General features: G+C 62.2%; 28 protein-coding genes. 11 read left to right on the top strand and 17 right to left on the bottom strand.

Going from position 1 to position 26,113, the window contains the following annotated elements; translation table 11 throughout:
* Positions 1-6 precede the first annotated feature (6 nt).
* From WKV53_RS01480 to nadB, 5 genes are all read right to left on the bottom strand, one after another.
* Entirely contained in the window at positions 7-1,368 is a 1,362-nt protein-coding gene (locus tag WKV53_RS01480; protein ID WP_341402566.1) for an alkaline phosphatase family protein, read from the bottom strand.
* A 51-nt stretch (positions 1,369-1,419) separates the two neighbouring features.
* Positions 1,420-2,160 (bottom strand): sterol desaturase family protein, encoded by a 741-nt coding sequence (locus WKV53_RS01475; protein WP_341402565.1) that lies wholly within the window; start codon positions 2,158-2,160, stop codon positions 1,420-1,422.
* 272 nt (positions 2,161-2,432) lie between these two features.
* Positions 2,433-4,775: an alkaline phosphatase D family protein gene (locus WKV53_RS01470; RefSeq protein WP_341402564.1), complete on the bottom strand. Its 2,343-nt coding sequence runs from the start codon at positions 4,773-4,775 to the stop codon at positions 2,433-2,435.
* Positions 4,776-4,932: 157 nt separating this feature from the next.
* Positions 4,933-5,856 (bottom strand): hypothetical protein, encoded by a 924-nt coding sequence (locus WKV53_RS01465; protein ID WP_341402563.1) that lies wholly within the window; start codon positions 5,854-5,856, stop codon positions 4,933-4,935.
* 93 nt (positions 5,857-5,949) lie between these two features.
* Positions 5,950-7,563, bottom strand: coding sequence for an L-aspartate oxidase (gene nadB / locus WKV53_RS01460; RefSeq protein ID WP_341402562.1), 1,614 nt, complete (start codon positions 7,561-7,563; stop codon positions 5,950-5,952).
* Between the two features lie 190 nt (positions 7,564-7,753).
* On the opposite strand from nadB, the gene WKV53_RS01455 reads away from it, so the two are divergent.
* Together WKV53_RS01455 and WKV53_RS01450 are read left to right on the top strand one after the other, a co-directional pair.
* On the top strand, positions 7,754-8,053 hold the full coding sequence (locus tag WKV53_RS01455; RefSeq protein WP_341402561.1) for a hypothetical protein: 300 nt from the start codon (positions 7,754-7,756) through the stop codon (positions 8,051-8,053).
* A gap of 75 nt (positions 8,054-8,128) precedes the next feature.
* Complete coding sequence (locus WKV53_RS01450) at positions 8,129-8,533, top strand: hypothetical protein (protein WP_341402560.1); 405 nt, start codon at positions 8,129-8,131, stop codon at positions 8,531-8,533.
* A 44-nt stretch (positions 8,534-8,577) separates the two neighbouring features.
* Here WKV53_RS01450 and WKV53_RS01445 read toward each other — a convergent pair whose 3' ends face one another.
* On the bottom strand, positions 8,578-9,162 hold the full coding sequence (locus WKV53_RS01445) for a HupE/UreJ family protein (protein ID WP_341402559.1): 585 nt from the start codon (positions 9,160-9,162) through the stop codon (positions 8,578-8,580).
* 29 nt (positions 9,163-9,191) lie between these two features.
* Positions 9,192-9,800 carry a HupE/UreJ family protein gene (locus WKV53_RS01440; RefSeq protein WP_341402558.1) on the bottom strand — a complete coding sequence of 203 codons (609 nt, stop codon included), beginning with the start codon at positions 9,798-9,800 and terminating at the stop codon, positions 9,192-9,194.
* Positions 9,801-9,986: 186 nt separating this feature from the next.
* On the opposite strand from WKV53_RS01440, the gene WKV53_RS01435 reads away from it, so the two are divergent.
* A complete protein-coding gene (locus WKV53_RS01435) occupies positions 9,987-10,631 on the top strand; it encodes an FMN-binding negative transcriptional regulator (protein WP_341402557.1) in 645 nt (214 codons plus the stop codon).
* Positions 10,632-10,852: 221 nt separating this feature from the next.
* Here WKV53_RS01435 and WKV53_RS01430 read toward each other — a convergent pair whose 3' ends face one another.
* Positions 10,853-11,356 carry a hypothetical protein gene (locus tag WKV53_RS01430; protein ID WP_341402556.1) on the bottom strand — a complete coding sequence of 168 codons (504 nt, stop codon included), beginning with the start codon at positions 11,354-11,356 and terminating at the stop codon, positions 10,853-10,855.
* A 415-nt stretch (positions 11,357-11,771) separates the two neighbouring features.
* On the opposite strand from WKV53_RS01430, the gene WKV53_RS01425 reads away from it, so the two are divergent.
* Positions 11,772-12,020 (top strand): hypothetical protein, encoded by a 249-nt coding sequence (locus WKV53_RS01425; protein ID WP_341402554.1) that lies wholly within the window; start codon positions 11,772-11,774, stop codon positions 12,018-12,020.
* Positions 12,021-12,024: 4 nt separating this feature from the next.
* Here the strand turns inward: WKV53_RS01425 and WKV53_RS01420 are convergent, their stop codons facing one another.
* On the bottom strand, positions 12,025-12,243 hold the full coding sequence (locus WKV53_RS01420; protein WP_341402553.1) for a hypothetical protein: 219 nt from the start codon (positions 12,241-12,243) through the stop codon (positions 12,025-12,027).
* A 274-nt stretch (positions 12,244-12,517) separates the two neighbouring features.
* Between WKV53_RS01420 and WKV53_RS01415 the strand changes: the two genes are divergently transcribed.
* Positions 12,518-13,651 carry an FAD-dependent oxidoreductase gene (locus WKV53_RS01415; protein WP_341402552.1) on the top strand — a complete coding sequence of 378 codons (1,134 nt, stop codon included), beginning with the start codon at positions 12,518-12,520 and terminating at the stop codon, positions 13,649-13,651.
* Positions 13,652-13,716: 65 nt separating this feature from the next.
* Complete coding sequence (locus tag WKV53_RS01410) at positions 13,717-13,896, top strand: hypothetical protein (RefSeq protein ID WP_341402551.1); 180 nt, start codon at positions 13,717-13,719, stop codon at positions 13,894-13,896.
* 91 nt (positions 13,897-13,987) lie between these two features.
* Here WKV53_RS01410 and panC read toward each other — a convergent pair whose 3' ends face one another.
* Positions 13,988-14,833, bottom strand: a complete 846-nt coding sequence (panC, locus tag WKV53_RS01405) for a pantoate--beta-alanine ligase (RefSeq protein ID WP_341402550.1) — start codon at positions 14,831-14,833, stop codon at positions 13,988-13,990.
* A gap of 134 nt (positions 14,834-14,967) precedes the next feature.
* Here panC and WKV53_RS01400 point away from each other — a divergent pair, with 134 nt between their 5' ends.
* Positions 14,968-15,630, top strand: a complete 663-nt coding sequence (locus WKV53_RS01400; protein ID WP_341402549.1) for an OmpH/Skp family outer membrane protein — start codon at positions 14,968-14,970, stop codon at positions 15,628-15,630.
* Positions 15,631-15,658: 28 nt separating this feature from the next.
* On the top strand, positions 15,659-16,690 hold the full coding sequence (lpxD, locus tag WKV53_RS01395; protein WP_341402548.1) for a UDP-3-O-(3-hydroxymyristoyl)glucosamine N-acyltransferase: 1,032 nt from the start codon (positions 15,659-15,661) through the stop codon (positions 16,688-16,690).
* Positions 16,691-16,814: 124 nt separating this feature from the next.
* On the opposite strand, the gene WKV53_RS01390 is transcribed toward lpxD, so the two are convergent.
* The gene (locus WKV53_RS01390; RefSeq protein WP_341402547.1) at positions 16,815-17,492 is read right to left on the bottom strand and encodes a hypothetical protein; all 678 of its coding nucleotides are present in this window, start codon (positions 17,490-17,492) and stop codon (positions 16,815-16,817) included.
* A gap of 75 nt (positions 17,493-17,567) precedes the next feature.
* Between WKV53_RS01390 and WKV53_RS01385 the strand changes: the two genes are divergently transcribed.
* From WKV53_RS01385 to WKV53_RS01375, 3 genes are read left to right on the top strand one after another with little or no spacing between them, the layout of a single operon-like run.
* A complete protein-coding gene (locus tag WKV53_RS01385; protein ID WP_341402546.1) occupies positions 17,568-18,425 on the top strand; it encodes a DUF1194 domain-containing protein in 858 nt (285 codons plus the stop codon).
* A gap of 49 nt (positions 18,426-18,474) precedes the next feature.
* Positions 18,475-19,281, top strand: a complete 807-nt coding sequence (locus tag WKV53_RS01380; RefSeq protein WP_341402545.1) for a hypothetical protein — start codon at positions 18,475-18,477, stop codon at positions 19,279-19,281.
* A 42-nt stretch (positions 19,282-19,323) separates the two neighbouring features.
* Entirely contained in the window at positions 19,324-19,689 is a 366-nt protein-coding gene (locus WKV53_RS01375) for a hypothetical protein (RefSeq protein ID WP_341402544.1), read from the top strand.
* A gap of 3 nt (positions 19,690-19,692) precedes the next feature.
* Here WKV53_RS01375 and WKV53_RS01370 read toward each other — a convergent pair whose 3' ends face one another.
* The 6 genes from WKV53_RS01370 to WKV53_RS01345 form a co-directional block, all read right to left on the bottom strand.
* Positions 19,693-21,396, bottom strand: a complete 1,704-nt coding sequence (locus tag WKV53_RS01370; RefSeq protein ID WP_341402543.1) for a right-handed parallel beta-helix repeat-containing protein — start codon at positions 21,394-21,396, stop codon at positions 19,693-19,695.
* A gap of 19 nt (positions 21,397-21,415) precedes the next feature.
* Complete coding sequence (locus WKV53_RS01365; RefSeq protein WP_341402542.1) at positions 21,416-23,056, bottom strand: DUF5722 domain-containing protein; 1,641 nt, start codon at positions 23,054-23,056, stop codon at positions 21,416-21,418.
* Positions 23,057-23,115: 59 nt separating this feature from the next.
* Positions 23,116-24,141 carry a phosphate acyltransferase PlsX gene (plsX, locus tag WKV53_RS01360; RefSeq protein WP_341402541.1) on the bottom strand — a complete coding sequence of 342 codons (1,026 nt, stop codon included), beginning with the start codon at positions 24,139-24,141 and terminating at the stop codon, positions 23,116-23,118.
* A gap of 90 nt (positions 24,142-24,231) precedes the next feature.
* Positions 24,232-24,414 carry a 50S ribosomal protein L32 gene (rpmF, locus tag WKV53_RS01355; protein ID WP_341402540.1) on the bottom strand — a complete coding sequence of 61 codons (183 nt, stop codon included), beginning with the start codon at positions 24,412-24,414 and terminating at the stop codon, positions 24,232-24,234.
* Positions 24,415-24,426: 12 nt separating this feature from the next.
* Complete coding sequence (locus WKV53_RS01350) at positions 24,427-24,930, bottom strand: YceD family protein (protein WP_341402539.1); 504 nt, start codon at positions 24,928-24,930, stop codon at positions 24,427-24,429.
* An 87-nt stretch (positions 24,931-25,017) separates the two neighbouring features.
* On the bottom strand, positions 25,018-25,953 hold the full coding sequence (locus WKV53_RS01345; RefSeq protein ID WP_341402538.1) for a LamG domain-containing protein: 936 nt from the start codon (positions 25,951-25,953) through the stop codon (positions 25,018-25,020).
* Between the last annotated feature and the right edge of the window lie 160 nt (positions 25,954-26,113).

The following is a 26,113-nucleotide window of genomic DNA, read 5'->3' as shown; positions in this document are numbered from 1 at the left end:
TGCTGGTCAGGAACCGCTCACGGCTGCGACGATGGCCCCGAAAACGTCCTCCGCGCTGGCTACGGGCACGGGCGAGCCGAGGATGAGCGGCTTTTCGCCATCCTCCACGACATCGCGGCCGTGGGAGCCTTTTACGAGGGTGGCATCAAGGGGGATGACTTCCAGCAGGCCGCGCAGGCCGAGCTTCTTCTTGAGGAGGAATTTGGCGATCTTGAGCTTCGGGTTCGAGATGGCGGGATCGAGGAACAGTTCTGCGGGATCGTAGCCCGGCTTGCGGTGGATATCGACGCAGCGGGCGAAGTCGGGAGCCTTCGCGTCGTCATTCCAATAGTAGTAGGTGAACCACGAGTCGGGCTTGGAGATCGCGACGAGGTCACCGGCCCGCTGCGCACCGACGCCGCTGCCCCACATTTCACCGGCGGTGCGGACCTCGTCGATGCCGTTCGTCCCTTCTAACAGACTCCGCACTTGGCGCTGTAGCGAGGGATCATTGATGTAAACGTGGGCCATCTGGTGATCGGCGACGGCGAAAACTTTCGAGCCACCGGCATCGAGGGTCTCGCGGTCGAGCTCGTCCTTGATCTGTAGCCAGCCTTTTTGGCGGAAGAGGCGATTGAGGTGGATCGGCCGCGTGACTTTGGAGATGCCGTATTCGGAAACGACAAGCACCTTGATGCCGCTTCTTTCGAGGAAGGCGATGAGCTCGCCGGTGACGCGGTCGATGGCTTCCAGCTCGGGCGTGATCTCAGGTGCACCGGGGCCGAATTTTTGGAGGCAGTAGTCGAGGTGAGGCAGGTAGATCAGGCTGAGCGTCGGCTTCTCACGCTCTTCCACCCAACGCGCGGAGGCGGCGATCCACTCGGAGCAGGGGATGCCGGCGGCCGGGCCCCAGAAGGAGGGGAAGGGGAAGGCTCCGAGGTCGGCCTTGATCCGTTCGCGCATATCCATCGGTTGGGTGTGGATGTCGAAGACCTTCCGGCCATCAGCGGGATAGAGCGGGCGCGGGGTGATCGAGATGTCCGCGGTGGAATACATGTTGTACCACCAGAAGAGCTTGGCGCAGGTGAAGCCGGGGTGCTTGCGGCGCAGGTGCTCCCAGACTTTTTCGCCGTGGACGATGTGGTTGCTCTGTTTCCAGAAGCGCACCTCGGCGCTCTCGCGATCATACCAGCCATTCGCGACGATGCCGTGCTCACGCGGGCAGGTGCCGGTGAGCATGGAGGACTGGGCGGTGCAGGTGACGGCGGGGAAGGCGGGGCGGAAGGCTTGGAGGCCGTGCTTGTCCGCGAATGCCTTCAGCCGGGGCGTGGAAGGACCGAGCAGGGAAGGGGAAAGCCCGACCACATTGATGACCACCACGCGCTGCATGGGCGGAGTGTTTCAGTGAGTCCGGCGGCTGGCAATGGCGAGCGCGAGAGTTCACTCGGTGGTGTCCTGGCGGAAGCGACGCTCGTAGTCCGGATCGAGCGTGCCGAAGAGCTTGTCCCACAACAGCGTGTAGAAGCCGAAGTTGTATTTCGGATGCTCGTGGTGCTCCGCGTGAAAAGTGGAGGTGCCGAGGAGACGCAGCAGCGGCACCTTTCCCCAAGCGGCGGGGAAGGGCTCGACGCCGGAGTGTCCCAGTGTTCCAAACAGCACGTTCAGCGAGAGGTAGGCCACCAGTCCTTCGGTGCTCATGGGATAGGCCGTTAGAAACAGGATCATCAGTGCGCCGAAGCCGATGACCTCCGCCGGATGAAGCACGAAGAGGCTGATCGGATTCGTGGTCTCGTGCCGGTGGTGGAAGCGATGGAGCCAGCGATACACCCACGACAGATGGGCGGCGCGATGGAAGACATACATGCCGAGGTCCATGGACAGCACCATGACGATGCAGTCAGCGGCGGCGCGCAAGATGCCGGTGTCTTTCAGCACGATGATGTCGCGAGTCCAGAGGAACCAGCCGCCGACGGAGACGAAACTATTCAAGACGACGGCACCGAGGGCTGCGGCCATTTCCACCGGGCGCAGCGGTTCCCATCGATCAAAGATGCGGCGCGTGCCGAACCAGCGGCCGAGGCACCAGCAGAGCGCCACCGAGGACGTGAAGATCACGATATTGGCCAGCAGGAAGAATAGCGTCACCTGCAGCACCGATGCGGATCTGAGGAACTCGAGCATGGACAGCGGGCATGACGGGGACGCTGCGGTGGCCGATTCGTCAAGCGTGGTGTGGATTGGAGGAGCTGTCGATCGTTGGGGAGAGGAGGGCCGTGCACGTCTCGCGGCCCTTCAGGCCGCCATGTCCTGTGCATGAAAAACCCAGCCCGATGGGCTGGGCTGAGGGATGTCGCACCGTTGGTGCTGAAAGGCAGAGATTGCTTGGGCTGCGAAGGCGGAGGTTGCGTAGGCTACGATGAAGCTAACGGGGCCCGAGCTAACGGAGGCCCATTTCAATCCACCCGCTTTCCGCTCGCAGGATCGATCATCACGGGCCAGCCGGGGTAGGGCTGGTTGTCCGGGGCGGGCTTGGCGGGGGAGGCCCAGTAGGGCCAGTTTTCCAGGCGGACCTTGCCGCTGGCGGGATCCCACGTGGTGATGGTGTAGCCGACGGCGTGGTCGAAAATCCGGGCGGGCTGACGGTCGTTGTCCTGCGGATTCGCCACGGCATGGACCGTCATGTGATTGCCGAAGGCGTCGTCAAAGTCGCCCGTCCACTTCGGTGCGCCATTGCGGCGGTTCTTGCCTTCTTCCGATGGCATCCAACGGCGCGGCGAGATGTCGGCGGTGGCGGGCGAGCTGATCCACCACGGGCCATCGCTCCAACCTTTGAGTCCGTATTGGCCGGTGCTACCGAGGTGCTCGTCTCCGGTAATGTGGACCGCATGGGCCTCGGCAAGAAGTTCCAGAGCTTTCAGCCGCGGTGCCTGTGGCCAGCCATTGGTATCGTAATCGGCCTTTGGCTCGTCATCGGGGGCGTATTCGCCGGGTTTGACGGCAGGAATGGTCGGGAGATCGGTATCGGAGTGGACGTTTTTCGGCAGGGTTTGCGGTGCGCAAAACGGTGTCTGCGAGAGGGCGATCCGGAATTTCGAACCCTTCGCCGGGTTCTTGGCCCAGCGGGCGAGCCAGGCTTCCTGGCGGCTGCCCAGCAACTGGACCTCGCCTTCGGGAGTGGCGGTCTTGGCGTCCCAGGAAATCGATTGTGGCCAGCCGTTTTCGATCTTCGCGCCCGGCAGGGCCACCTTTGGAGCGGACTTGAACTGGCGGTCGGCCATGACCAAGAAGTCGAGCGGACCCCATGCATGGCGGGTGAAATAGACGCTGATGCCGCTGCGGCAGGGTGACGGGTCGGCGGGATCCGGCAGGTTCCCGGTCTGGGTGCGATGCACTGCATTCACAAACTCGACCGACATCTTGTAGCCGCCGCCGTCCTGCGAGCTGTCTCCGTAGCCTTTCGAGATATCGGCCGGCTCACCACCTGCGCCCCACAGATTGCCGTGGAAGACATCGTGATCGTCCGGGATGGTGATCGAGGGCGTATCGCGCAGGACATCCCGCCAGGTCCAGCCATGCATGGCATACTTGCGGAGGTAGGAGAGGACCGGGCGGTCACCGGGGCGGTGATCGTAGATCAGCGAGTAGCCGCCGATGCCTTCGTAGATCTGGTCGCCCAGGAAGGTGATGAAATCGGGAGCCTGCGCGCGGACGTTTTCCACCAGATCCCGGTGCGGGAAGCCGGTGGCGTCATTGCAGGAAAGCGTGGCGATTTTCAGCGGCCGGCCATTGGCGGCGGGACGGATGGTGCCCTTGTAGGAATCGCCGGCTAGCTTCACCTCGTAGGGCATGGTCTTGGCCGGATCCAGCTTCAGCACGCGGAAGCGGGCGGTGCGGGAGACCGGCTCGAGCGTGGTGACGATGGGATCACGGCCGGGTAGCACCAGCTCGGCATCCATCTTCTCGGTGCGAGCGAAGGGTGCGGCCTGGAGAAGCAGGCAGAGAGTGCCGTCATTATCCATCGTGTAGGTGGTCCACAGGATGGGGCCGAAGGCTCGCTCCGGATGGAGGGCGAACTTCGCGCCGGACACGGAGAACTTGCTGAAGCCGAAGCGGCCCTCGCCTTGGCGCGCCTGTGGGATGGGCGGGACTTGTGCGGGGCGGGCCGATGCGAGATCCACGAGCGGCGGTGCCTGGCTCGACGAGGTCATGGATACCAAACCCGGCAGCCACGAGGCGTGTGCCGTGGAGGTGACCGTGCGGAGGATTTTTCCGGTCGCATCCTGAACCAGCAGGCTCAGCTTGTAGCGATCGGCACCATCGGGCTCGCCTTTCAGTTCGAGCACGATGCCGCGTAGCGGGAGCGGCAGCGGCTCGCCCTCGGCCTTCTTTCCTCCGAGGAAAGGGTGGCCGGTGAAATCGATGCCGGCGGCAAAGCCCACGCCGGTGACTGCGGCCTCGCGGTAGTCACCGCTTTCGCCACGGACTCCAGCCTGCAGGCCCACGAAGCCGTCGCCGAAGAGTTCGAACGACACCTGATCGAGCAAGACGCGCGCGGTGAAGGGCTCGGCAGCTTCGGTCAGTTCGGCGGTGAGCAGGGTGACATTGCGGTTGCCGCCGGAGAAGGTGTTCTCAAGACGTCCTTTCGAGAGCGTCCAGTCCTCCGCGGGATTCGTCCAAAAATCCTTCCCCGGCCACGGCCGGGAAACATTCGCGCCGATGTCCGGCACGAAGGGTTGTTGGGCCCCGGCGGGAGCAAAGGAGAAAACCAGCAGCGGGAGGAGGAAGCGGCCAATCACGGACCGGAAGCTAGGGAAGGCACGGGCCTTCCGGCAATCGCAGAGTCACTCGAAGGCTACTGTACCGGTGTGGATGGGCCAGAACACGGCCGGGAAAGCGGGAATAGCTAGCCTCTGGGGAAATCCGGAGCCTCTGTTAGAGGAGGCAGGGAAGCGATCAGCCGTCGGTTTCCAGCTCCGGCTTGGCGGGCTTCTTCATCGACTGCTCGTCCCGGATCTTCCGGAGATACTCGAGGTAGGCGCGCTGTGCGCCCACGTCCGGACCACCGGCGACCGGGGTCGGGCTGGAGCTCCGGGGCTGTGCCGGAGCAGGAGTCTGAGATTGGGCCAGAACCGGGCCGCTACCGCGGACGGGTTGCGGAGCCTGCTGGCCGTACTTCTTCCAAGGACCATACGGAACCTGGGCGGCCTCGACGAAACGCCAGTGGCACTTCTTTCCGGACTGGAGATTCAGGTAGTCGCGGACGGAAGGGGAAATATCGATGCCGGCGGCCTTGTTGGACGTGTTCTTCGGCGGCTTGTTGAGGAAGACGTACTCGTAGTCGTCCGTCACCCACGGTCCGCAGTCTTCCCACTGGGCGTAGCAGCTGTACTTGCCGTTGAAGATCTGGACCCAGCGACCTTTCAGGACGGTCTTGCCGGGTTCCGGGTTCATGCGATTGAACCACGGGATGACCTTGCAGGCTTCCGGCTTATGGGCAGCCCAGCCGGCCACGTCATTGTAGGGCAGGGCGATGTAAAACGGATTCAATCGCGGCGTGAAACCCTTCGGCCGGAAATCCTGGCCGGCGTAATTGGCGATGCGGGCCGATGGTTCGGGATTGTCGTAGCCGCCGTAATTCGACGACCACTCTTGGTCCCATGAGGACTTGTTGTTTGGCGTCGGATTATTGCCGGATGGCAGCTCGCCGATCCAAAAAACCGTAGCCGTGATATTCAACCTCCACGGATAAACCTGTCCAACGGCCGGATTCACCGGGCGCACCGGAGCGGTCGCGCGGTCCGAAGTCGGGATCACCACGCGTGGCACATAGCCGGTGGTTTTGGCCGCCGGTTGCTGAGCACCTGCGACGGGGATCAAGGCAACCAGCGCCGACAAAACGAGCCCGGCGGCATGTCCCGCCCGGCTTTGTTTGTTGGCTTCAGTTGCTCTTCTTCCCATTGTTAACTTTTATTAAAAGCGTCGCAGAATGGTGTCCTTCAAGAAACGATCGTCCGTGCCCGGGTAGTCTAGCGTGTGGTGCAAGCCTCTCGACTCACGGCGTCGTATCGCGCAATCGACGACGAGAGAAGCGACCGCGACGAGGTTGCGCAACTCTAGAATATCGGCGGTGACACGATGGCCCCAGTAAAACTCGCGGACTTCTTTTTTCAAATTACGCAATCGCGTGGCGGCGCGCCTCAGCCGGTTGTCGGTGCGGACGATCGACACGTAGTCCCACATCAAACGCCGCAGCTCGTCCCAATTGTGGTAAATAACGACCAATTCATCCGGCACGGCGACGTCGCCATGATGCCATGCCGGGATCTCCGGTGCGTCATCCGTGTGCTTCCCGAGCCCGTAGTGGTGAAGGATTTCCTCAATGGCGCGGCGGGCGGTGACGTTGCCCTCTAGCAAAGAATTAGACGCGAGGCGATTTGCACCATGGAGGCCGGTGCAGGCGACTTCACCGATGGCGTAGAGCCCGCGGATGGTGGTCTTGCCATTGATGTCGGTGACGACGCCGCCGCATTGGTAGTGGGCGGCAGGCACCACGGGGATGGGTTGCTTTTCGCAATCCAGTCCGAAACTACGGAGCTTCTCGTAGATGAAGGGAAAGCGCTCGCGCATGAAGCCGGCGGGCTTGTGCGTGACATCGAGGTAAACGCAAGGGGCACCGGTCCGCTTGATTTCGCGGTCGATCGCGCGGGCGACGATATCGCGGGGTGCGAGCGAGCCGCGGGGGTCGGCCTTCTTGGTGAAGTCTTCCCCCTTCGCATTGATGAGGATGCCGCCTTCGCCGCGCACTGCCTCGCTCACGAGGAAGGAGCGCGCCTCGGCACCCATCGCGGCGGGGTTGTAGAAGCAGGTGGGGTGGAACTGGATGAACTCCATGTTCGCGACGCTTGCTCCCGCGCGCCAAGCCATCGCCACGCCGTCACCGGTGGCGGAGTCGGGATTCGTGGTATAGAGATACACCTTGCCGCAACCGCCGGTGGCGAGCACCACGCGATCGGACCTGAAGATCTTCACTTCGCCGCTGGCTTTCTCCAACACGTAGGCACCAAGGACGCGGTCCTCTGTGACCACGCCGAGCTTGCCGGTGGTGATGAGGTCGATGGTAAAGTGGTCTTCTAACAGCGTGAGATTCGGAGTGGCGCGAGCGACTTCCACCAGCGACTCGGCGATCTCGCGGCCGGTGGTATCGCGGGCGTGGAGGATGCGGCGCTTCGAGTGGCCGCCTTCCTTGCCGAGTTGGAAATGGTCGCCTTCCTTGTCGAAATCGACGCCGTGCGAAACGAGATCGTCCACGGTGGCGGCACCCTCGCTGACGATGGCGCGGACGACGTCTTCATTGCAGAGGCCGGCACCGGCATCGAGCGTGTCGGCGATGTGGAGGTCGAGGCTGTCGCCCGCATCGCGCAGGCCCTCTGGCAAGACCGAGGCGAGTCCGCCCTGGGCCCAGGCCGTGTTCGAATCAAGCGCGCCGCCTTTGGTCAACACGATCACCGATCCGTGCTTCGCGGCACGGATGGCAAAGGTCAGACCGGCAATGCCCGCGCCGATCACCAGGAAGTCGCACGTCATGGGGGCGGCAGGATGGTCACGGAACCGCGGGGGAAAAGAGCAAAAACCGTCACGAGGGGGTAGGAGCCCCCGGCAACCTTCGAGACCACGGCGTCGCTGTGGCCAAGTCCCATGGAAATAGAAGGAGCTTTTCCAGTCGGAAAGTGGCGGTTTCTTTGAGAGGCTTCCTGCAGTCGCCTCCCGGCAAATCATGATACAGCTACGCTACACGACATGGCGGCGTTTGATGCGCCTCGGCACGGGGTTGCTCGTGTTCTACTTCGTCGGTGGGTTCTATTTCGGTGAGAAGAGCTGGGTCTGGGTGTTTGATGTGCTCTTCTGGGTCGTAGTGGTGGGGAGCATTGTCTTCAACCTCGCCGTGCAACTGCTCAAGAAAGCCGGCCTGCTGGAGTTCACCTACACCGAGAAGGACCGCGCCAGCTACCTCTACAATGTGGAGAAGCTGCATCAGCAGATGACCGAGAATCGCCGGGAGCGGAGGCGGGAATGATTGGAGTGCGATGCTGTTTTCGTAGTCGAAGAGGGCGCGCTTTTGTGAAATGATAGCTACGAAGTCTCCACTCCCATGCCGCCGACTACTTCAATCTCTGACTGCCTGTGGGGGCTTGCTCTCGCCGTGATCGCCGGGACCGTGCAGTATTTCTTTGGGCGGTCAGCGATGGGCCGATCGAGAGCGGAGCAGCGTTTCACGTTGGAACTTGCGCGTGGCAAGACGCCTCTCACGGTGGATCCCTCCATGGTGTCAGATTCCGTCCGCGACTATTCCCGCTCGTGGGAAGCGGCTTTCCTCTGCGGAGTGCCTTGGCTTGGCTTCGTGTTGGGAAACATCGGCGTGTCGTTGCTCCGTGATGCTGGTTTTGTGATCTTCCCTTGGATTATTATGATCCCTGTCATCACTTACCTGATCGCGACCACAGTCGTGAATCGGCTGAAGTTCCAGCGCTTGAGCGGAAAGCTTTCGCCGGTGTAGGCGCGGCGGTGAAGGCACCCGAGCGATAGTTTGTGCGATGCCGATCAAGAGGCCCGCCGATACAAGAAGGCGATCACCATCACTGCGATGGCGATGACCCATGAGGCGATGATGCGCACACCGTAGCTCGCCCACTTGCGATCGGGCAGGAGAGAGGTGTAGTAGGAGACGCAGAGGAGGCCGACCTGGAGGGCGGCCCATGAGCCCGCGGCGCTCTTGCAGGCGTCCGCGCGCGCGAGCCAAAAGTCCGGAGCAGACTCGATCCCGAGTAGTGCTCCGGCCACGGCGAGACCGGCGAGGCGGATGCCACGCGGTTCACGCCAGCCGCTGGAAATCACTCCGGCCACGGCCATGGTGGCTAACAGCAGCGGCAGCAAGGGCAGGGTGAACCGCGGAAATACCAGCACCGCGATGAGACCCAAGGCCGATGACGCTGCAAACGTGCCGACTTCCTTCGCCGGTTCAAACGGCTTCAGCCGACTGAGCCACAGGCCAAAGGTCACCAGTGCCAGCACGTGCACGGGCGTCATGAAGGGGTGAATGAAGCCATTCTGAAACTCGCCCAGGCCCTTGATCATCGAGTGAGCCAACGGCCACGGGCCGCTCAGTAGGGAGGGAGCATCGATCATCGGAGGAGAAGGGAATCCATGTCGTCCGATCAAAGCACGCCGGTGAGGAAGCAGGCGCCCAAGGCGGCAATCCCGCCGCCGGCGACACGGACCGCGACCTTGCCCCACGGCCATTTCACCAGCAGGCCGAAGGCAATGCCGCACAAGTGAAGCAGACCGGTCGACACCACGAAGCCAATGGCAAAGGCCAGCGCATTCGCCGACTCCGGAAGCTCAGTGCCGTGCGCGTGACCGTGGAAAATGGCAAACACGCCGACAATCACACCCGCGACCCAGAGGGGCGGGCGCACCGCGAAAGCGATCATTCCTCCAAGCGCTATCGCCGACAGTGCGATGCCGGTTTCCACGCCGGGAATCGGCACACCCGCCACGCCGAGCGCTCCGCCCACAGCCATGACCATGGGAAAGATCACCGGTAGCAGCCAGGTCGCACGCGACCCGAGAAAGGCGCCCCATAGTCCCACTGCGACCATCGCGGCCACGTGATCCAGCCCGGTGATGGGGTGAAGGAAGCCGCTCTTCAAGCCACCGGCCTCTCCTCCTCCCGAGTGTGCGGAAGCGATGGTGCAGCTCAGGAGCAATGAGGTGGCTGCCCATGTCCAGGTGGCTCGTAGGCGCGCATTCGGCAGGGATTTCATGACAGCTCAGGAGTTCGCTCGCGGCTTCGAACGTGGCCGATGGTGTCTAACGATCAAGGCTTCTTTGTGGGTCACTTCAGGGGGGGGCTTCAGTACAGAGCTGCTTCAAAAATCGATTGACCTGTTCAGAGGTCCGGCTGTTCAGAGGGTTCGTTGGGTAGTAGGGTCCGGCAGCTTTCGCCCGCCATGTATGTGCCGCCCCACTTTCAGGAGAATCGTCCGGAGGTGATCGACGAGATCATCGCGAAGAATCCGCTCGGCACGCTGGTCTATTCCATGTCGAGCGGCCTGGATGCGACTCATGTTCCCTTCGTCCATCGCAGATCTGACGGTGGTGACGGCGTTCTGCTCGCGCATGTGGCGCGGAAGAATCCGATCTGGAATGAGGTGGCGGATGGCAGTGAGGTTCTCGTGATCTTTCATGGCGGTGATGCCTACGTCTCGCCGAATTGGTATCCGAGCAAGCATGAGACCCATCGCCTGGTGCCGACGTGGAACTATCAGGTGGTCCACGTGCGGGGAACCATTCACTTCACGGAGGATGCGAAAGCCCTGCGGTCGCTGGTGGCACTGCTTACCCATCAGCAAGAGACCGCTGCGGCTGAGCCGAAGCCGTGGAAAATGGGGGATAGCGAGCCGGAATACATTGCCGGATTGGTAGCGGCGATCATCGGTGTGGAGATCCGGATTACCTCCATTTCCGCGGTGTCCAAGCTGAGCCAGAACCGGGAGGAACGTGACAAGGCGGGGCTGGTGTCCGAGCTGCTGAAGCGTGGTGAAGATGAATTGGCAGCTGAGATTGAGAAGGCGGGCAAGCTTCCCGGGATCTAGCCGCTTGGCATGAAGGTTTGTAGACGCAAGGGACAAGAGAAGGCGATGTCGGCATTTCATGGGAGCGGGTTGGTTTGCCAGCTCCATGCTTTGTTCCTTCATGAAGACGATTCTGCTGATCCCCAAGACGTCCGTGCTTGGCCTCTTGGCTGAGGCCAGCGCGGTTTCCCAAAAGTTGTAGAAAAAGATCCCGCAGCGGTAGGAGGCAAAATTCCCGAGCGCTATCGTGGCGCTTTTCCTTCATCGACCGTCGTTGCTGGAGGCTTGTTCTTCTGCTTTGAGAAGTCCTTGAAGCGGCCGGTTTTTTTCGCCTCTTGCACGAGCCAGAGAAGGTCGGTGGTGGTGACCTTGCCGCCCGGGAGATCGCCGGGTGGAGGCACGACTTGAACCATGGTCAGCTTGTCCACGAGATCGAGGCGAACGGAAAAGCAATAGGCCCGCCATTCGGGCTTCAGGTTCGCGGCGTCCTTGGGATGGGAGATCTCGGTTTCATTCGAGAGGTCGCGGAAGGCCAGTACCGGCTTGCCGTTCTTCGATCCATCCATCGAGGCGTGGGATCCTCCCGTGGGCTTGTCGCTGGGGACGATGAGGAACCAATACTCTCCATCCTCGCCGAGTTGGACTTCGTAGTAAGCTCCGCCTTTTCCCACGGCATCGACCGCCTCGCCGAACCCGCTGGGAAGTGTGAGGCTCCAGATGATGATGCATTGAAGGATGGATTTCATCGTGGTCCGCGGCTGCGACATCGTGAGCGATAGAGCACGGGAGCCGTCTTTTCAACCGACGTCTTCTCCCGGCTCCGGGATCGGATTGCCGGAGGCGCGCATGAAGGCGCTGCAGGTCCCGTGAAAAGTCCGATTTTGCGTGTTCGGGGTAAGAGGGATGAAGAATGATAAAGAGTAACAGCGAACCCCTTGCAAAGCTGCGATCCTGCGCCTAACAGTGGGGAACTGCATGGTGGCAGCGCAAATTGAACTTCGGCCCGCTGGGGGCATCGAAAGGAGACGAGGCTATTTCAAGGCTTCGGCCCACTTGGTCTTTTGGCCTCATTGTTGCGACAGGGAATCGATGCCTCTCGACTTGGAGGTGGCGAGTTCCGGGATGGATGATCGCTGCCCTGCCACCTTCTGAAAATTCACCATGAACATCGCAGGCTTATTTGATTTCCCGAAGGAGCTGACCGAAAAGGAGCGCGGTCTCTTGAATGCCGAGCTTCAGATCGCAGGCTTTTCCCGCGTGCAAGGGGTGCCCTCCTTCTGGCTTTGCCGGGGGCGCTATGAGGATCTGCGCACGGCGCGCCATGCCTTCCGGAATGTGTTTCAATCCTGCGGCCTCGGGATGCCCCACACGTTCCTGATACCGTTCACGGAATTGAGCGAGCTGCCGTAGGTCTTTAAGACTCGCGGATCCATACGATCTCGACCGCAGTGACTCGTCCGGGGACGGCACTTCGGCGGAATTTCCAAGGAGATTTGCTACCGTTCGATTCAACCGGATCGTAGTCGTGGGAGCCGCTGGCGATCTCCCACTCAGGAACACAGATCGCCTCCACGGCATCGCCCACCCGGCAGTGGCAGGGGCGCTCGTGAATCGCGAATGAGGCTGGAAGCATCGTGGCAGGCTGGTGCTTTTTGGCTTCTGATCAAGACGCTTCGGGTAGGCGTCATCTCCCGCCTGACCCTACGTGACACGAGTACGGGGCTCTCTCTGATCATGGTGGTCGGGGAGTTTCGGGTGATGCGATGCCATTCAAGATGAGAGCGATACCGCTGAGAAAATGGGAGGGCATCCTGTTACTGGACTTTTGATCTGCGCGATTGTCATGGAATGGCGTTCCAATAATTCGTTGACAGGACTGGAACATTGTTCCATTCCTGCTCCAACTTATGGATACTCCAGTCACGATCATCGGCGCGGGCCTTGGCGGGCTCGTTCTTGCGCGGGTCCTCCACGTCCACGGGATCGCCGCGACCGTCTATGAGGCGGAGGCTTCGGCGAACTCGCGTGGCCAAGGAGGAATGCTCGATATTCACGAGCCGGACGGACAGCTCGCGCTCAGGATGGCGGGGCTCCATGAGCAGTTCCGTGAACTCATTCACCCTGGGGGTCAGGCGCTGCGGATCCTTGGCAAGGGTGGGGAGGTTTTGCTGACCCATCCTGATGATGGGACGGGAGGCCGGCCCGAGGTGCCGCGGGGAGAGCTGCGCCGGATCCTGATGGAGTCGCTTCCTGCGGGGACGATTCGATGGGGGCACAAGGTGGCCTCGGTAAGTCCGCTTGGCGGGGGGCGGCATGAGGTGGCTTTTGCGAATGGCTCCGCCGTGACTACTAGCCTTCTCGTAGGTGCCGATGGCGCCTGGTCGAAAGTCCGCCCGATTCTCTCCGGAGCGAAGCCGGAGTATGTCGGCACGACCTTCATCGAGACCCATTTGTCGGATGGCGATGTCCGGCACCCTGCGAGTGCGGAAGCGGTTGGCGGTGGCTCGATGTTTTCTGTGGCACCGGGGAAGGGGATCCTCGCGCATCGTGAGCCGAATGGCGTGCTGCACACCTATGTGGCTCTGAACAAGCCGAAGAAGTGGGTGGAGAGCATCGATTTCTCCGACCAAGCGACAGCCTTGGACCGCATTGCGGCCGAGTTTGAAGGCTGGGCTCCGGAGCTGAGGGCGCTCATCACCGATGGGGAGACCGTTCCCGCGGCCCGCGTGCTTCACATCCTCCCGGCAGATCATCGGTGGGATCGCGTGCCTGGCGTGACGCTGCTCGGGGATGCAGCGCACCTGATAATGCCCTCGGGCGAGGGGGCGAATCTCGCGATGCTGGATGGTGCGGAGCTGGGGGCAGCCATTGCGGCCCATCCCGGTGATGTTGAGGCGGCACTTGCCGCGTACGAAGAGGTCATGTTCCTCCGCAGCGCTGCGGCTGCGAAGGCAGCGGAAGAGATGCAGGAGATCTTGTTCGGGGACGACGCGCCGCAAGGCCTACTCGATTTCTTCGCCGCTCACCAGCCAGGAGAGTGACTCCATGGCGGCGCGTCTAACACGAGGTCCGAAAACCCGGCACACCATTTGCGAAAGAGCTGGTGATGAGACACCAGCCTACCCCGCCGTCCCCGAAGGATCGTCCCGACCACACCCTGCTCGCCATGATTGTAAGCACGGGGCTTCTCATTGCTTGGGCCTATTCCGCCACCCGCGGTAAAGTCGATCTGGACCTCCAATCGGGCATCTCCCCGATCATTCCTGCGCTGCTCGGGGCGGATTGATCTGCACTGTTAGGGTGCAGGATGCACAAGGGGGCACGAAGGCGAGGCTACCTATATTCAAGGCGATGTTGGAAGCCTGGCTGAGGCCCGCTCACGGCAACAGCGTCATGTGATCGATCAGTCGTACGTCATCATAGAACACCGCGGTGGCGAGCACGGACGGGCGCTTGATTTGGGCGATGGGTTGGAGCGTCTCGGCGTCGACGAGTTCGAGGTAGTCGATGCGGAGGAACGGAGAGTCTTCCAAGTGCTTGCGGGCGGCGGCGAGGAACGGGGCGGCGGAGCGTTCGCCGAATTGGAGGAGGGAGCGGGCGCCTTCGAGGGCGCGGCGGATGCGGGGGGCGTCGGCGCGGTGTTCGGGGGTGAGGCGGACATTGCGGGATGACATGGCGAGGCCGTCCGGTTCGCGGACGGTGGGGTAGCCGATGATTTCCACCGGGACGTCGAGGTCGCGGACCATGCGGCGGAGGATGGCGAGCTGCTGGACATCCTTTTCGCCGAAGACGGCGGCGTCCGGCTGGAAGAGATTGAAGAGCTTCAGGACGACCGTGCAGACGCCATCGAAGTGGCCGGGGCGGGTGGCGCCGCAGAGGTGCCGGGAGAGCAACGATTCCGTCACGGTGATCGAGCGGTCCGGGAAATACATGCCGCCGGCGGCCGGGGTGAAGACGAGGTCGACGCCCTCGGCGTCGCATTTCGCGAGATCGTCCGCCAGCGGCTGGGGGTAGGCGGCGAGGTCGCCGGGGCGGTCGAATTGGATGGGATTGACGAAGATCGAGACTGCGACGGTGCCGTGCGGGCCGGCGGCCTCGCGGGCGCGGCGCATCAGGGCGAGGTGGCCTTCGTGGAGGGCGCCCATGGTCGGCACGAGCACCAGCGGGCGGGGGAGGGTGGCGATTTCGCGGCGCAGTTCTTCGGTCGTGGCGGCTTGGCGCATGGCGGGAAGGTGACGTGCGGAGGGGTGGCCCGCAACCCCCTAAGGGCGCTGGTTCCTTCCGCGGATGGGGCGTTGACGCTGCCGGAAAATCCATTCAGCCTCCGCCAGATCCCAAGGGGAACCCCACTCATTTCATGACCATTATCCGCCGCATTTCCGCCCTCTTTGCCGCACTCGCTCTCTGCGGGAGTGCCGTGGCCCAGGAAGGCAAGCTGAAGATCGCGACCGTCGATATGCAGCAGCTTTTCAAGGAATACCATCGCACCAACGAGGCGCAGAAGGAGATCAACGTGGAGCGCGCGCGGATTCAGAAGGACAACAACGATCGCCTCGCCACCATCCGCGAGCTGGATAACCAACTCCAGACCATGCGCAAGCAGCTGGAGGATCCCACGATCGCCCAGTCGAAGAAGGAGACCGTTTTCAACGATTGGAACGTGAAGCAGCAGGAAGGCATCGCCCTCGACCGCGAGCGCCGCGAATTCCTGACCCGCCGCAACCAGCTGCTCAACGAGAAGATGGTGCAGCGCATGAAGGGCATCCTGGAGGAAATCCGCAAGCTGGTGGAAGAAAAGGCCAAGGCCGAGGACTATGACTACGTCTTCGACAAGTCCGGCCTGAGCACCTCGCAGGTGCCCTTCTTCCTCTACACGAAGGACGCCACCGACATCACCGCGGTGCTGCTGAAGGAGCTCAACAAGGATGCGCCGGCCGAAAGCAAGCCGTCCGAAGATGTTTCGTCGGGTCCCGGCTCGCCATCGTCCGAAGATGCGAAGGGCGCTGGCGATGGCCAGTGATGTTGAAGGATCGTCCGCTGCGTTTCCCGTGGCCCTGACCCTTTCCGAACTGGCCCGCCTGGTCGATGGTGACATCGTCCGCGGCGGGCCTGATCTTTTGATCGAAGGCATCGGCGCGCTTGATGAGGCCGGTGGCTCGGAACTCTCTTTCCTGGGGAATGAGAAGTATCGTAATCAGTACCTGGCGACCCGTGCCGGGGCGGTGATCGTCCCGCGTGGCGTGACCGAGGGCCCGGAAACGAGTGCCCTGATCGCCGCGGACAACCCGTCCTTCGCCTTTGGGCTGGCGGTGAAGCATTTCGTGGCGGCCACGGCGCGTGTTTTCACCCCGGGCATTCACCCGCGGGCGTGTGTCGATGAATCGGCGAAACTGGATCCAGCGAAGGTGCGGATTCACGCCGGCGCCGTGGTGATGGCCGGCGCTGAAATCGGGGACGGCAGCGAGATCGGGCCGAATACCGTGGTCGGCGAGCACGTGAAGATCGGCCGCGATTGTCTCTTTTACGCCAATGTGTCGATTCGTGAGCGCTGCCTGATCGGGGATCGCGTGATTCTCCAGCCGGGGGCCGTGATCGGCTCGGATGGCTACGGCTACGAGGTCATCGAAGGCCGCCACGTGAAGGTCGATCAGGTCGGCATCGTCGAGGTGCAGGATGACGTGGAGATCGGTGCGAATACCACCGTCGACCGCGCGCGCTTCGGCCGCACTGTGATCGGGCAGGGGACGAAGGTCGATAACCTGGTGCAGATCGCGCACAACGTGCAGATCGGCAGGCATTGCCTGGTGGTCTCACAGACCGGCATCGCCGGTAGCGTGAAGCTGGCCGACTATGTTGTAGCGGCAGCGCAGGTCGGCATTGCCGGTCACGTGAAGGTAGGTGCGAAGGCGATTCTTTCCGCCCGTACTGGCGTCACCAAGGACATCGAGGGCGGTAAAACCTACGGCGGAAATCCCGCGCACGACTATATGGAGGAGCAGCGTTCCCGCGCCCACGTCCGGCAGTTACCGAAGCTCATCGAGCGGGTGAAGGCGCTGGAAAAGAAGGCGTCCGAGGAATGATGCCGAGTCGGTCTGCGACTGTCGGGAAGTAGGGACATCCGCCCAGATCCGAACCGGAGCTCTCAAGATGCGGCCGATGCCGCTGAAGTGCGACGGTCATAGACGCGCCGCTACATTGAATTGCTCAGCGTGCTGCGGTCTCCTGCGGCTTGGCGCGGATGATTTTGACCGGCACTGACTTGCTGGCATCTTCCTGCAGGCGGCGGCGGGCGAGGAGGCCGACCTTGGCATTTTCGTGCGGCGTCCAGTTGTCACCGGCGGCCACGCTCTCGGTGGGGCTGAGCAGGGCAGGAGCGATTTGATCCACCCAGGGCGTCAGCAGCGCCACTTCCTCGCGGGTGAAGCGATGAAAGACGGGCTCCTGGAAGGCCACGATGAGGTCGCCTTCGCTGGTCGGCTCGGGGATGAAGGGCGCGTCAGGCCCGGCGCAGGCGGTCAGGCGCTTGCGGGCCTCCATCAGGGGATCGGTGCAGGGCTCATCGACCACCACGCAGGTGCCGCGCTGGAAGATGACGAAGGAGCGCTTTGCGCTCACGTGTTGTGAGCAGAAGGCCACCAGCTTTTCCGTGGATGCCGCGGGCGGGGTGGTGATTTCTCCCTCGGTGCTGGGGATTCCCACGGTCGTACGAGAGACCGGCACGATCGGATTCAACGCAGGGATTTCTGCGGTATTATTTTTAAAAGAGGGCGATGGCAGCAGGATTGCGGCGGCCAGACCGAAGATGCCTGCCAGCAGTAGCGCAAAGGACAAGGCGATCCGGGAGGAAAGCGGGCTCTTGGATGCAGCGGAAGGGTTAAGCATGTCTAAAGTTTTAAAAAATCTTGACGTTTAGGCAAGCTTAAGTTTTTTTCATCCCGTTGCTTGCCCCAAATCTCCATGAAAACTGCGACCCTCCCCGGCGGTCGCCTGCGTTTGACGCGCTCCGTCCTCGGTGCCCTCTGCATGGGTGCCGCGGTGCTGGGTGTGCCACAGCAGGTCACTGCGGAATCCGTTGATAGCGAGCTGTTGTTGATGGTTGATTCCACCCAGCGTGGTCTCAACAATCGCGACTTCGACGCATTGATGGATAGCTACGCCGACGCGTTCAGCAGCGCGTCGGTCATGAACTCCATCCAATCCGGCTCCTACGGTCGGATTGCGGTGTCGCTCGTCTTTTTTGGAAATGCCAACACCCAGGTGGTGGGTATTCCCTGGATGAGCATCGGCAGTGCGGCCGAGGCGCAGACCTTCGCGGACATCCTGAGAGCGATCAATCGTCCGGCCTCGCCCGGTTCGATCCAAATCGATAGTGCCTTGCTCGCAGCGATCCCGCTTTTCGGCACAGAGACCGGTGCGGGCAGCAATGGCTACGAGAGCACGGCCCAAATTGTCGAATTCGCAGCCGCTTCCACTCCTGCCGGCAATAGCACTGCCGGGGTGGCTGCCGCGCGGAACCAAGCGCTGGCCTCTGGTGTGGATGTGATCAATTCGATCGCCGTCGGCAATCAGGCTGGGAATATCGCGAGCTACTTCACGAACAACGTCATCGGCGGTCAGACCGGTGGTGTGGTCGCCAGCAGCAGCAGCTCCGCCCTGAATGGCAATCTGAGCACCTTCCTCTCCTCCCAGGTCTCCGGGCAGGTGGGAGCCGGGGCTGCGGCATCGCTGTCGGCGGTGCCGGAACCGTCGCCCTTGCTTGCGCTGGTATTCGGCTTCGGCCTGCTGTGCCTGCGCCGGCAGCGGATTGTCGGTTGATTGATTGTTGGATTCGATTGTTTCGAAACACCTCTCCCTTCTCTCTCCCATGAGCAGCGCCGCCACGTCACGCCGCATTGAGCGACTTTATCCGGACGATACCGAGATCGATCCCGAGATCGCCGAACAGGTCGGTCAGGAAATCTTGCGCGATCGCCTGGAGCCTGCCGCTTGGGCGCGCGCCCTCGCTTCCAGCGGAGGCAGGAAGCAGGATGCCCTGGCCGCCTACGCCCGTATCCGGATGCAGCAGGTAGCTGCGCATCGCCGCATGCGCCGGGCGAAATCACAGTCCTTCGAGGCGCGCCGCCTCACCACCTGCCTCGGCATCAAGACGGTGCAGGATCTCCTGCAGCGCTCGAACCGCGGGGGGCAGATGAACCTTCTCAAGCCGCAGCTTTCCTACGTCTGGCTGGCCATCCTGATGCTCGGTTGCTCGGGCTCGGTCGCCAGCATGGGGCGTCTGCTGGGTGGATTTTTGCCAACATCCGTCAGCGCATGGCTGCCGGGGATCGCGCTGCTGTGCGGAATTTCCGCGGTCGGCGGTGTCCTGGGCCTGCGCGCCCTGCTGCCAAAGCGCTGGGTGATGCTGGGCTGGAATACCGGCCTCGCGCTCGTGTGCACCATGGCGTGCTTCGGATCGCTGGCGCTGGGGACGAAATTGATTTCCCGGACCTCGCCGGATGTGATCCAGAAGCTCACCAATGGCGTGCCTCCCGAGGCCTCGCAGCCTGCCGCCCCCGCACCTCCGTCCGCCAAGCCAATGCTGGTGAAGCCGAAGATTTCTCCGCTGGCGGCCCCTGCCGTGACATCACGGGCGACAGCCTCGACCCGCGGAGAACGCGAGCGGGGCGAGTAACATAACGGTTTCCCTCTGCGTTCTGCCTGCTACACCCGGCGCGTGAACGAAGAAGCAGACGAACGCGACCACGGCACACAGCCACTGGACGGGATGATGACGGCCTGGGGCCTGGGCAACCACGATCTGGTGGATGCCTCGCCCGAGCAGCTGACCCACAAGCAGGTCCAGCGTGCCCGCGGTGGCCGACAGCTGACGCTGAAGATGATGCAGAAGGTGACCCGCGCGCTGAACATCGCGATTTGGTACCGGCTGAAGAAGGACGAGCGGGAAGCTTACTTCGAGTATCTCCACAAGCACCCCTTCAGCTACGCGAAGAACCACGATCCTGCCTTTCAGGATCCGAATGCGCCGCTGATGGAAGCCGTGCAAAAGCGCGGAGGGAAGATCATGAGCCGGGAGGCGTGAGGCTCACGGCTTCTTTTCCACCACCTGCTCCCCGCAGAAGGGGCCAGGCTCGGTGATGGGATTGTCCTTCATCTCCACGTCCTCGCATTGCGTGGTCCAGATCACGGCATTGCTCGCGATGCCGTAGCTTCCGCCGGTGCCATCGGGCTTGTCGTGATGGGGGCGGATGAAGTGATTGCCGCTGACTTTGACGCCGCGTGCCGAGGTGATCGCCAGATTCGGGCCGGAGCAGTCCTCGAAGGTGTTGTTCTCGATCACCAAGTTGGCGAAGACGCCGGGAGGCCGGAGTTGCTGGGCGTCACCCGCGGCCGTGATGGAAAGCGCGCCAGCCTGGGCGGACCATGGCGCGGCGCAGAACCAGCCGGAGCGGCGGATGGTGTTCTTGCGAATGACCAGTCCGTCGATACCTGCTGCTGCTTTATCGGGAAGCTCGGGGCAGACGACCAGTGCATGCGGCGTGTCGAGGATGTTTCCTTCGATACGGCCCGCTGCCTTGATGAGCACACGGCCGGAGCTGTGGATGCGATTGTTGAGGAAAGCGAAGCCATTGCCCATGCGGTCGGGCGAATAGAGGGAGTCGCCGGGCTTCACTGGCAGGGCTTGATCGAGGGTGACCTCCAGGCACTTCGGTGAGACTTTCCACTCTGACCACTGCGGCGCATCCTTCAGCTTCGCGAGTACATCGGCATCGAGCGTTGCTCCGGCGCGCGACAGCCCGCGGCGCGCGGTGATGGTGGCTTCTGGTCCGCCGATGCGAGTCTTCAGGCGATCGCTGCTCTCCACGCCGATGGTATATTCGTCACGGCATGCGATCACGAGCGTGTTGCCGGTGGCTTTCAGCACCATGAAGTCGGCTGATTGGACGCTCCATGAGTCATCGCCTGCTTCGCGGATCTCGCAGTCTTCGACGCGTGGGCCGTGGCGGACGGTTTTCGTCTGCATGGCATCCCATGAGGTGCTGAGCAGGCGTGCTTCGCTCGCGCCGTCAGGTATTGGTCCGGGCACGACGCGGCAGCCGAGGTAGGCTGTTTTTCCATCGCCATCGCATTCGAGGATGCCCATGCCGGGGGCGCTGTGGATGGTCACGCCGCGCAGGGTTAACGACGAGCAGTGCTCTATCGAAAGCGCATGCGGGATGCCATCGGTGGCTGGGCCGGTATTGAGCGAGGCGAGCGTGCCGACGGTGGCGGTGTTGCCGATTCCCTTCAGTGTCACTCTGACCGTGTCGTCGCCGTGCAGCTCTGCCTTGGTGCCCCATAGGAAGGGCATGCCTTTCTTGCGGTAGCGTGTTGCGGGATCCACGACATCAATGCGCGAATACGGCTGGCGTGGGTAGCCGGCGTGGAGCTTCACATCGATCCAGCTCTTGTCTTCCGCGACGGCGGTGACAGTGCCTTGGGTGAAGGGCAGAGGATCGTAGTCCACGGTCAGTCCACGCAAGGTGACGCCGCTGCAGGCATCGATCGCCAGGGCTCGGGTGAGCTTGGTGGAAATGAGGGTCACACCATCCGCGATGATCTCGAGGTCCTTTAGATCATGAAGCGACCACACGCATTTCTCTCCGCCGACCGGTGCCAGCCGATAGGTGCCGGCCGGGATCACGATTTTCTTTTCTCCCTTGGTGATCGCCTCAGTGACCATCGGACGAAAGTCGTCGAGCGCCATTGCGGCACTGCACGAAAGGAAGAGGAGGAGCCGGGCAATCATGGCGGAGGTATCGGTCGTGTCATCGAATTGCCTCGCGATGGAGGGCGTTCTTCCATGAGTGAAGTCCCATCACTTTCAAATACGGGTCGCAGGCTTTGTCTTCGCCGGGTGTGCCGAGCGCTTGATAGAGATGCCAGATCGGCTTCTTGCCGAGCGGGTCGCCAGGTTCATCGGGGAATTTCCTCAGGCCGATGCGCAGGCCACCTTCGCCGCGATTGTCGATCCAATTGTGATACTGCCATGCCTCGATCGAAGACAGTGCCTGGATCTTCTTCCACGCCAGCGCCATACCGGCCGCTTGATCGGTCAGTTGCTGTTCCGAATAGTCCTTCGAATTGAAGCCGTTTTCGGAGCAATGAACCGGCCGCACCTTGCCGCGATAGAGCAAGTCAGGCTGCTTCATCCAGGCATCGAGCACCTCCAGGTTGTTCGGGGTGATCTTGGCGGTATTGAAGGTGAAGGTGGCTTGTCCGTCTTCCCACGTGCGCGGGTTGGTGAGATCCTGCGGGTAGGGGTGATAGGCGAGCGCCCAGGGGAAGTCTCCTTCTGCCTTCGTGAACTTGACCAGCAGCTCGAGCAATTGCTTCGAGCCATACCACTTTGGCTGGCCCCGGTCCGCCCAGTGGTGGGTGAGGGAGATGAAGGCGTGGCTGTTCGGATCGTATTGCCGCGCGATCAGGTCCATCAGACGCATCGAACGCTGGTAGAGATCCATGAATTCGAGGGCGGACTTGTTGCCCGCATTGGTCCATTCCCAGCCGGCGTCGACCTCGTTGTGCATGATCCAGTGATGCACGCGGCCATACTTGCCATCGGGGCGTGACCAACGCTCGGCCATCAGGTTCAGGATCGCGCCGTAGAGTGCGAGGCCGTCGGGGGAGGTGACGTTCGGCATCGCGAAGGTTCCTTCGGGAGAGGCATCGGGGTGGCCTAGCACCTTCACGACGGGACTCGTGTCCTTTGCGGGATTTGCGACTAACAGGATCGCGGAGACCATCACGCCGTGTTTCTGCGCTTCCAGGAAAGTGGCATCCAAGCCGGCCAGTGCTTTCTCGCGGGCGTGGTAGGTGCGGCCCTGCCATGTGAAGGGTGTGGTGTCCGGTTGCGCGTCGATTGAGACCAGCGAGTGGATCATCACATTCACCGTGACGGAGGAAATCCCGAGCTCGTCCAGCTCATCGGGAATGCGCCCGGCATTCCATCCGCCGAGGCCCTTCTTGCTCTTCGGCTTTGCGGCAGGAAGATTAGGTGAACGCGACACCACTTCGTCCGCATAGTGGGCATGCGACAGTGGCTCGATGCCCGTTGGACCCTTCTTCACCAGCTGCCAACGTGATATGAGACGGTCGTAGTCGAGTCCGTCGCGCTGGCGCTTGCGCGGGATATTGAGAGAAAAACCGCCATTCACTGGCTTCATCTCGGACAGGGTTTCCCAGCTCTTCGGATCGTCGTAAGGAAGATCCATCGGGATGTCGGCAAGAAAGACTCCGCTGCTTTCCGCGGGGATCTTTCCCTCGATATGCACGGCATCGTGGCCGACCACGACTTTCGTGATCTTCGCGGTGAAGTCGTGGCCGAGATAGCTCTCGAGGTTCTCCCCGGCGAATAAACCGGTGATCAGTAAGACGGATGCAGCGAGAAGCCGGAAGAAAGCGGTCATGAGAGCGGGCGGACGGAATACCCGTGGGCCACTCCCCGGCTTTCAAACCCTAGGGTTTCTCACAGTCCTACTTCCTGCAGCGTCGCCTCGATGTGCGGATTCACGCGGTGCTGGACGGTTTCCATGCCGACGCGGATCGCGTTCCGCACCGCCACTGCGGTCGAGCCGCCATGAGCGATGATTACGACGCCATTCACGCCGAGCAGGGGGCTGCCGCCGTAGGATTCGGCACTGGCGCGGTCTTTCACGGCGAGGAAGGCGCCCTTGGCGATCGTGGCGCCGATCTTGCGGACGGTGTTCGCGGTGAGCTCTTTCTTGAGCCACTTGAACATCGCCTTGGCGGTGGCTTCGCAGGACTTAAGGACCACGTTGCCGGTGAAGCCGTCGCAGAGGACGACATCAAGCTGGGTCTCGAAGAGGTCATGCCCTTCTACATTGCCGACGAAATCGAATGGAGCCTTGCCGCTGTCGGCGAACCCCTTGAGGAGGGTGAAGGTTTCCTTCGTGAAAGTGGTGCCTTTCTCGTCTTCCTCGCCATTCGACATGAGGCCGACCTTCGGGTGTTTTACGCCCAGCACGTGGCGGGCGAAGGCGCTGCCCATGATGGCGTAGACGAGCAGGTGCTCCGGCTTGGCTTCCGGATTCGCACCGGCATCGAGCAGGTGGCAGATGCCGTGTTCATTTGGCAGGCCGGAAGCGATGCCGGCGCGATCGACGCCCTCGATCAGCCGAAGTTTGATGGTGGCGGAGGCCACGGCGGCACCGGTATTGCCGGCGGAGATGAAGGCGTCTGCCTCGCCCGCCTTCACCAGATCCATCGCGACATTGATCGACGACTGCTTTTTCCGGCGGACCGTCTTGGCCCCTGGCTCGGCCATGCCGATGACTTCCGGCGCGTGAACGATGGCCACGCGCGGCGAGGTCGTGGAAAGTCCCTGCTTCTGGCACTCGGCGCGGATCGCTTCCTCGTCGCCGACCAAGAAGATCTTTTCGATCGCCGGGTAGAGTTCGAGGGCTTCCTTGGCTCCGCCGATATTCACGGCGGGGGCGTGGTCGCCGCCCATGGCATCGAGTGCTACTTTCATCGCAGGGAAATCGTCAGGTCGGAGTACATGAAATCACCGCGCCGGGGGCTCCGGCACGGTGAATTGGAAAAACTCGCAGAGCGGGGCGCTTTAGAGCGCATCCACTTCAAGCACCTTGCGACCGTTATAGGTGCCGCAGGAAGGGCACGCAATGTGGGAAGGCACGCGGCTTTCGCACTCCGGGCAGGTCTTGAAAATCGGTGCGCGCCAGCGGCTGGCGCCGCGGCGCATCTTTTGCCGGCTCTTGGATTGACGGCGCTTTGGTACGGCCATGGCGGTAAGGAATTAGCGTTCGGAATCGTGTTTATCCAGTGCGTCGAGAGCAGACCAGCGGTCGTCTCCCGGCGCGCGGGGGCGGGTCTCTACCCCATCGCCAGCAGGTTTGTCCACTGCCAAATAGCGACTATCGATTTCACAGTGCTGCGGCTCATCGCCTTCGTCGCAGCGCGGGTAGTCGGGAAATGCCAGCAGGATTTCCTCCCGGACGGCCTCGGTGGCATCCAGAGGTCCTTCTTGCTCAATCTCTACGGAGACATTGGCACCCTCCACGTGGATGGTTTGCTTGAATGGATGGACGGTGCGCACGCACATGAACTCGAAAGGCGCGGAAAGACTGCCGGAGAGCAGTAATTCCGAGCCAAATCTTTGAGCACGAAGGTCGTAGGAAAGCGGGCCGACCGGTTTCGCGTCGTGTTCCGGGAGGTCGAAAATTTCGGCCGGCAGCTCGCCGCTGAAATTCTTGCCCTCCTCCGGCAAGGTGGCGAGGTCGATCAGGAGGCGGTCGGACATGCAGGGGATTTCAGCCAGCGGCGCGCGGGATGCAACGGGAAATCCCGGCCGACGTGATCGGCCGACCGGGATGGAGCCATGCGGATCTCACCGGTGGGCGGTGAAAAACAGCCGGTTCGGCTGCGGGGACGACGGGGTGTAGGGGCTGGTGACCACCAGATCGGTCCAAGTTACCAGGTCGGGCGATTGGGAAAGGATGCCGGTGAAAGTGACCTTCGTGGTGAGCGGATTGTTGCTGGTGACGGTCACCGTGGCCGACGGCGGGTTTTGCTGGAGGTACTCGATGGCTCCGTCAGCGGCGACCAGCGAGCTGTATTTGCCGAAGGTGTTGCTGGTGGCGGCGGCATAGTGGTTGGCGATTTGCGTGCCCGTGAGAGCTGTGGGATAGAATGCGACCTCGTCCACGCTGCCGGTGCTGGGGCTGCCGCCATTGAGCAGGGCTCCCAGATAGAAGCTTTCGGTGACGTTGACGTTGTAGCCTCCCGCTCCGGTATTGGAGGCGTTGGTGTTGACGCCGTTCACATAGAGTTGGGCGCTGCTGCCGTTCCAGACGGCGACGACGTGCGACCAAGCATTGAGAGTGGCCGTGCCTCCGGTGAGGTCCCAGCCGACGGCGGTGCCATTGCCGTTGTACATGCGAAAGTTCCAGCCGGTGGCGGCGGCGCGCTGGAAGAACACCCAGCCGGTCCGGTTGACGTTGCCACCGAGCCGGTTGGAGACCGGAGCGTCGTCGCCGTCGCTCGCGGTGGGTTTCGCCCAGAACTCGACGGTGAATGGGCTGGCTGCGGCGGGATTCAATTCGGGCCGGAAGGGGACCGTGGTGTTCTCCGGGCTCGCATAGCTCGATGAATAATCGGGGTAGGTGGAAATGGCGCCCGGTTGGTCGACTACGACCCCGGTCGAGTTGGCGCCATCGCCGACGGTGCCGAGGGTGCCGGTGTTGTATGAGGTGGTAGGAACCGCTGACACCATTTGGATTCCAGCGGCCAATGAAGCGAAGTGAATGAGGGATGCTGCTTTCATGAGGTTGAGTTGGATTCCGGGGAGCGCATCACGGGGATCGCTCCCGACCGGTTTTCAAGACGGATGGATCGGTGGTCCTCCACCTTTCCATCATGGGGCTATCAATCTTGAAACCACGGTGCCATCAAGGTATCTCGGTGGTTAGGCTCATTTTCCGTGA

The sequence above is a fragment of the Luteolibacter sp. Y139 genome (assembly GCF_038066715.1).
GTDB classification, from domain to species: Bacteria; Verrucomicrobiota; Verrucomicrobiia; order Verrucomicrobiales; family Akkermansiaceae; genus Haloferula; species Haloferula soli.
This window is presented reverse-complemented; position numbering and strand designations above follow the sequence as displayed.

Coding starts and splice junctions, on each gene's coding strand:
- plsX (WP_341402541.1), bottom strand. CDS start 24,141: ATGAAAGTAGCACTCGATGCCATGGGCGGCGACCACGCCCCCGCCGTG.
- WKV53_RS01430 (WP_341402556.1), bottom strand. CDS start 11,356: ATGAAATCCATCCTTCAATGCATCATCATCTGGAGCCTCACACTTCCC.
- WKV53_RS01435 (WP_341402557.1), top strand. CDS start 9,987: ATGTATGTGCCGCCCCACTTTCAGGAGAATCGTCCGGAGGTGATCGAC.
- WKV53_RS01400 (WP_341402549.1), top strand. CDS start 14,968: ATGACCATTATCCGCCGCATTTCCGCCCTCTTTGCCGCACTCGCTCTC.
- WKV53_RS01370 (WP_341402543.1), bottom strand. CDS start 21,396: ATGATTGCCCGGCTCCTCCTCTTCCTTTCGTGCAGTGCCGCAATGGCG.
- WKV53_RS01350 (WP_341402539.1), bottom strand. CDS start 24,930: ATGTCCGACCGCCTCCTGATCGACCTCGCCACCTTGCCGGAGGAGGGC.
- WKV53_RS01450 (WP_341402560.1), top strand. CDS start 8,129: ATGCCGCCGACTACTTCAATCTCTGACTGCCTGTGGGGGCTTGCTCTC.
- WKV53_RS01365 (WP_341402542.1), bottom strand. CDS start 23,056: ATGACCGCTTTCTTCCGGCTTCTCGCTGCATCCGTCTTACTGATCACC.
- panC (WP_341402550.1), bottom strand. CDS start 14,833: ATGCGCCAAGCCGCCACGACCGAAGAACTGCGCCGCGAAATCGCCACC.
- WKV53_RS01415 (WP_341402552.1), top strand. CDS start 12,518: ATGGATACTCCAGTCACGATCATCGGCGCGGGCCTTGGCGGGCTCGTT.
- WKV53_RS01475 (WP_341402565.1), bottom strand. CDS start 2,160: ATGCTCGAGTTCCTCAGATCCGCATCGGTGCTGCAGGTGACGCTATTC.
- WKV53_RS01445 (WP_341402559.1), bottom strand. CDS start 9,162: ATGATCGATGCTCCCTCCCTACTGAGCGGCCCGTGGCCGTTGGCTCAC.
- WKV53_RS01380 (WP_341402545.1), top strand. CDS start 18,475: ATGAGCAGCGCCGCCACGTCACGCCGCATTGAGCGACTTTATCCGGAC.
- nadB (WP_341402562.1), bottom strand. CDS start 7,563: ATGACGTGCGACTTCCTGGTGATCGGCGCGGGCATTGCCGGTCTGACC.
- rpmF (WP_341402540.1), bottom strand. CDS start 24,414: ATGGCCGTACCAAAGCGCCGTCAATCCAAGAGCCGGCAAAAGATGCGC.
- WKV53_RS01455 (WP_341402561.1), top strand. CDS start 7,754: ATGATACAGCTACGCTACACGACATGGCGGCGTTTGATGCGCCTCGGC.
- WKV53_RS01385 (WP_341402546.1), top strand. CDS start 17,568: ATGAAAACTGCGACCCTCCCCGGCGGTCGCCTGCGTTTGACGCGCTCC.
- WKV53_RS01420 (WP_341402553.1), bottom strand. CDS start 12,243: ATGCTTCCAGCCTCATTCGCGATTCACGAGCGCCCCTGCCACTGCCGG.
- WKV53_RS01410 (WP_341402551.1), top strand. CDS start 13,717: ATGAGACACCAGCCTACCCCGCCGTCCCCGAAGGATCGTCCCGACCAC.
- WKV53_RS01390 (WP_341402547.1), bottom strand. CDS start 17,492: ATGCTTAACCCTTCCGCTGCATCCAAGAGCCCGCTTTCCTCCCGGATC.
- WKV53_RS01440 (WP_341402558.1), bottom strand. CDS start 9,800: ATGAAATCCCTGCCGAATGCGCGCCTACGAGCCACCTGGACATGGGCA.
- WKV53_RS01425 (WP_341402554.1), top strand. CDS start 11,772: ATGAACATCGCAGGCTTATTTGATTTCCCGAAGGAGCTGACCGAAAAG.
- WKV53_RS01345 (WP_341402538.1), bottom strand. CDS start 25,953: ATGAAAGCAGCATCCCTCATTCACTTCGCTTCATTGGCCGCTGGAATC.
- WKV53_RS01480 (WP_341402566.1), bottom strand. CDS start 1,368: ATGCAGCGCGTGGTGGTCATCAATGTGGTCGGGCTTTCCCCTTCCCTG.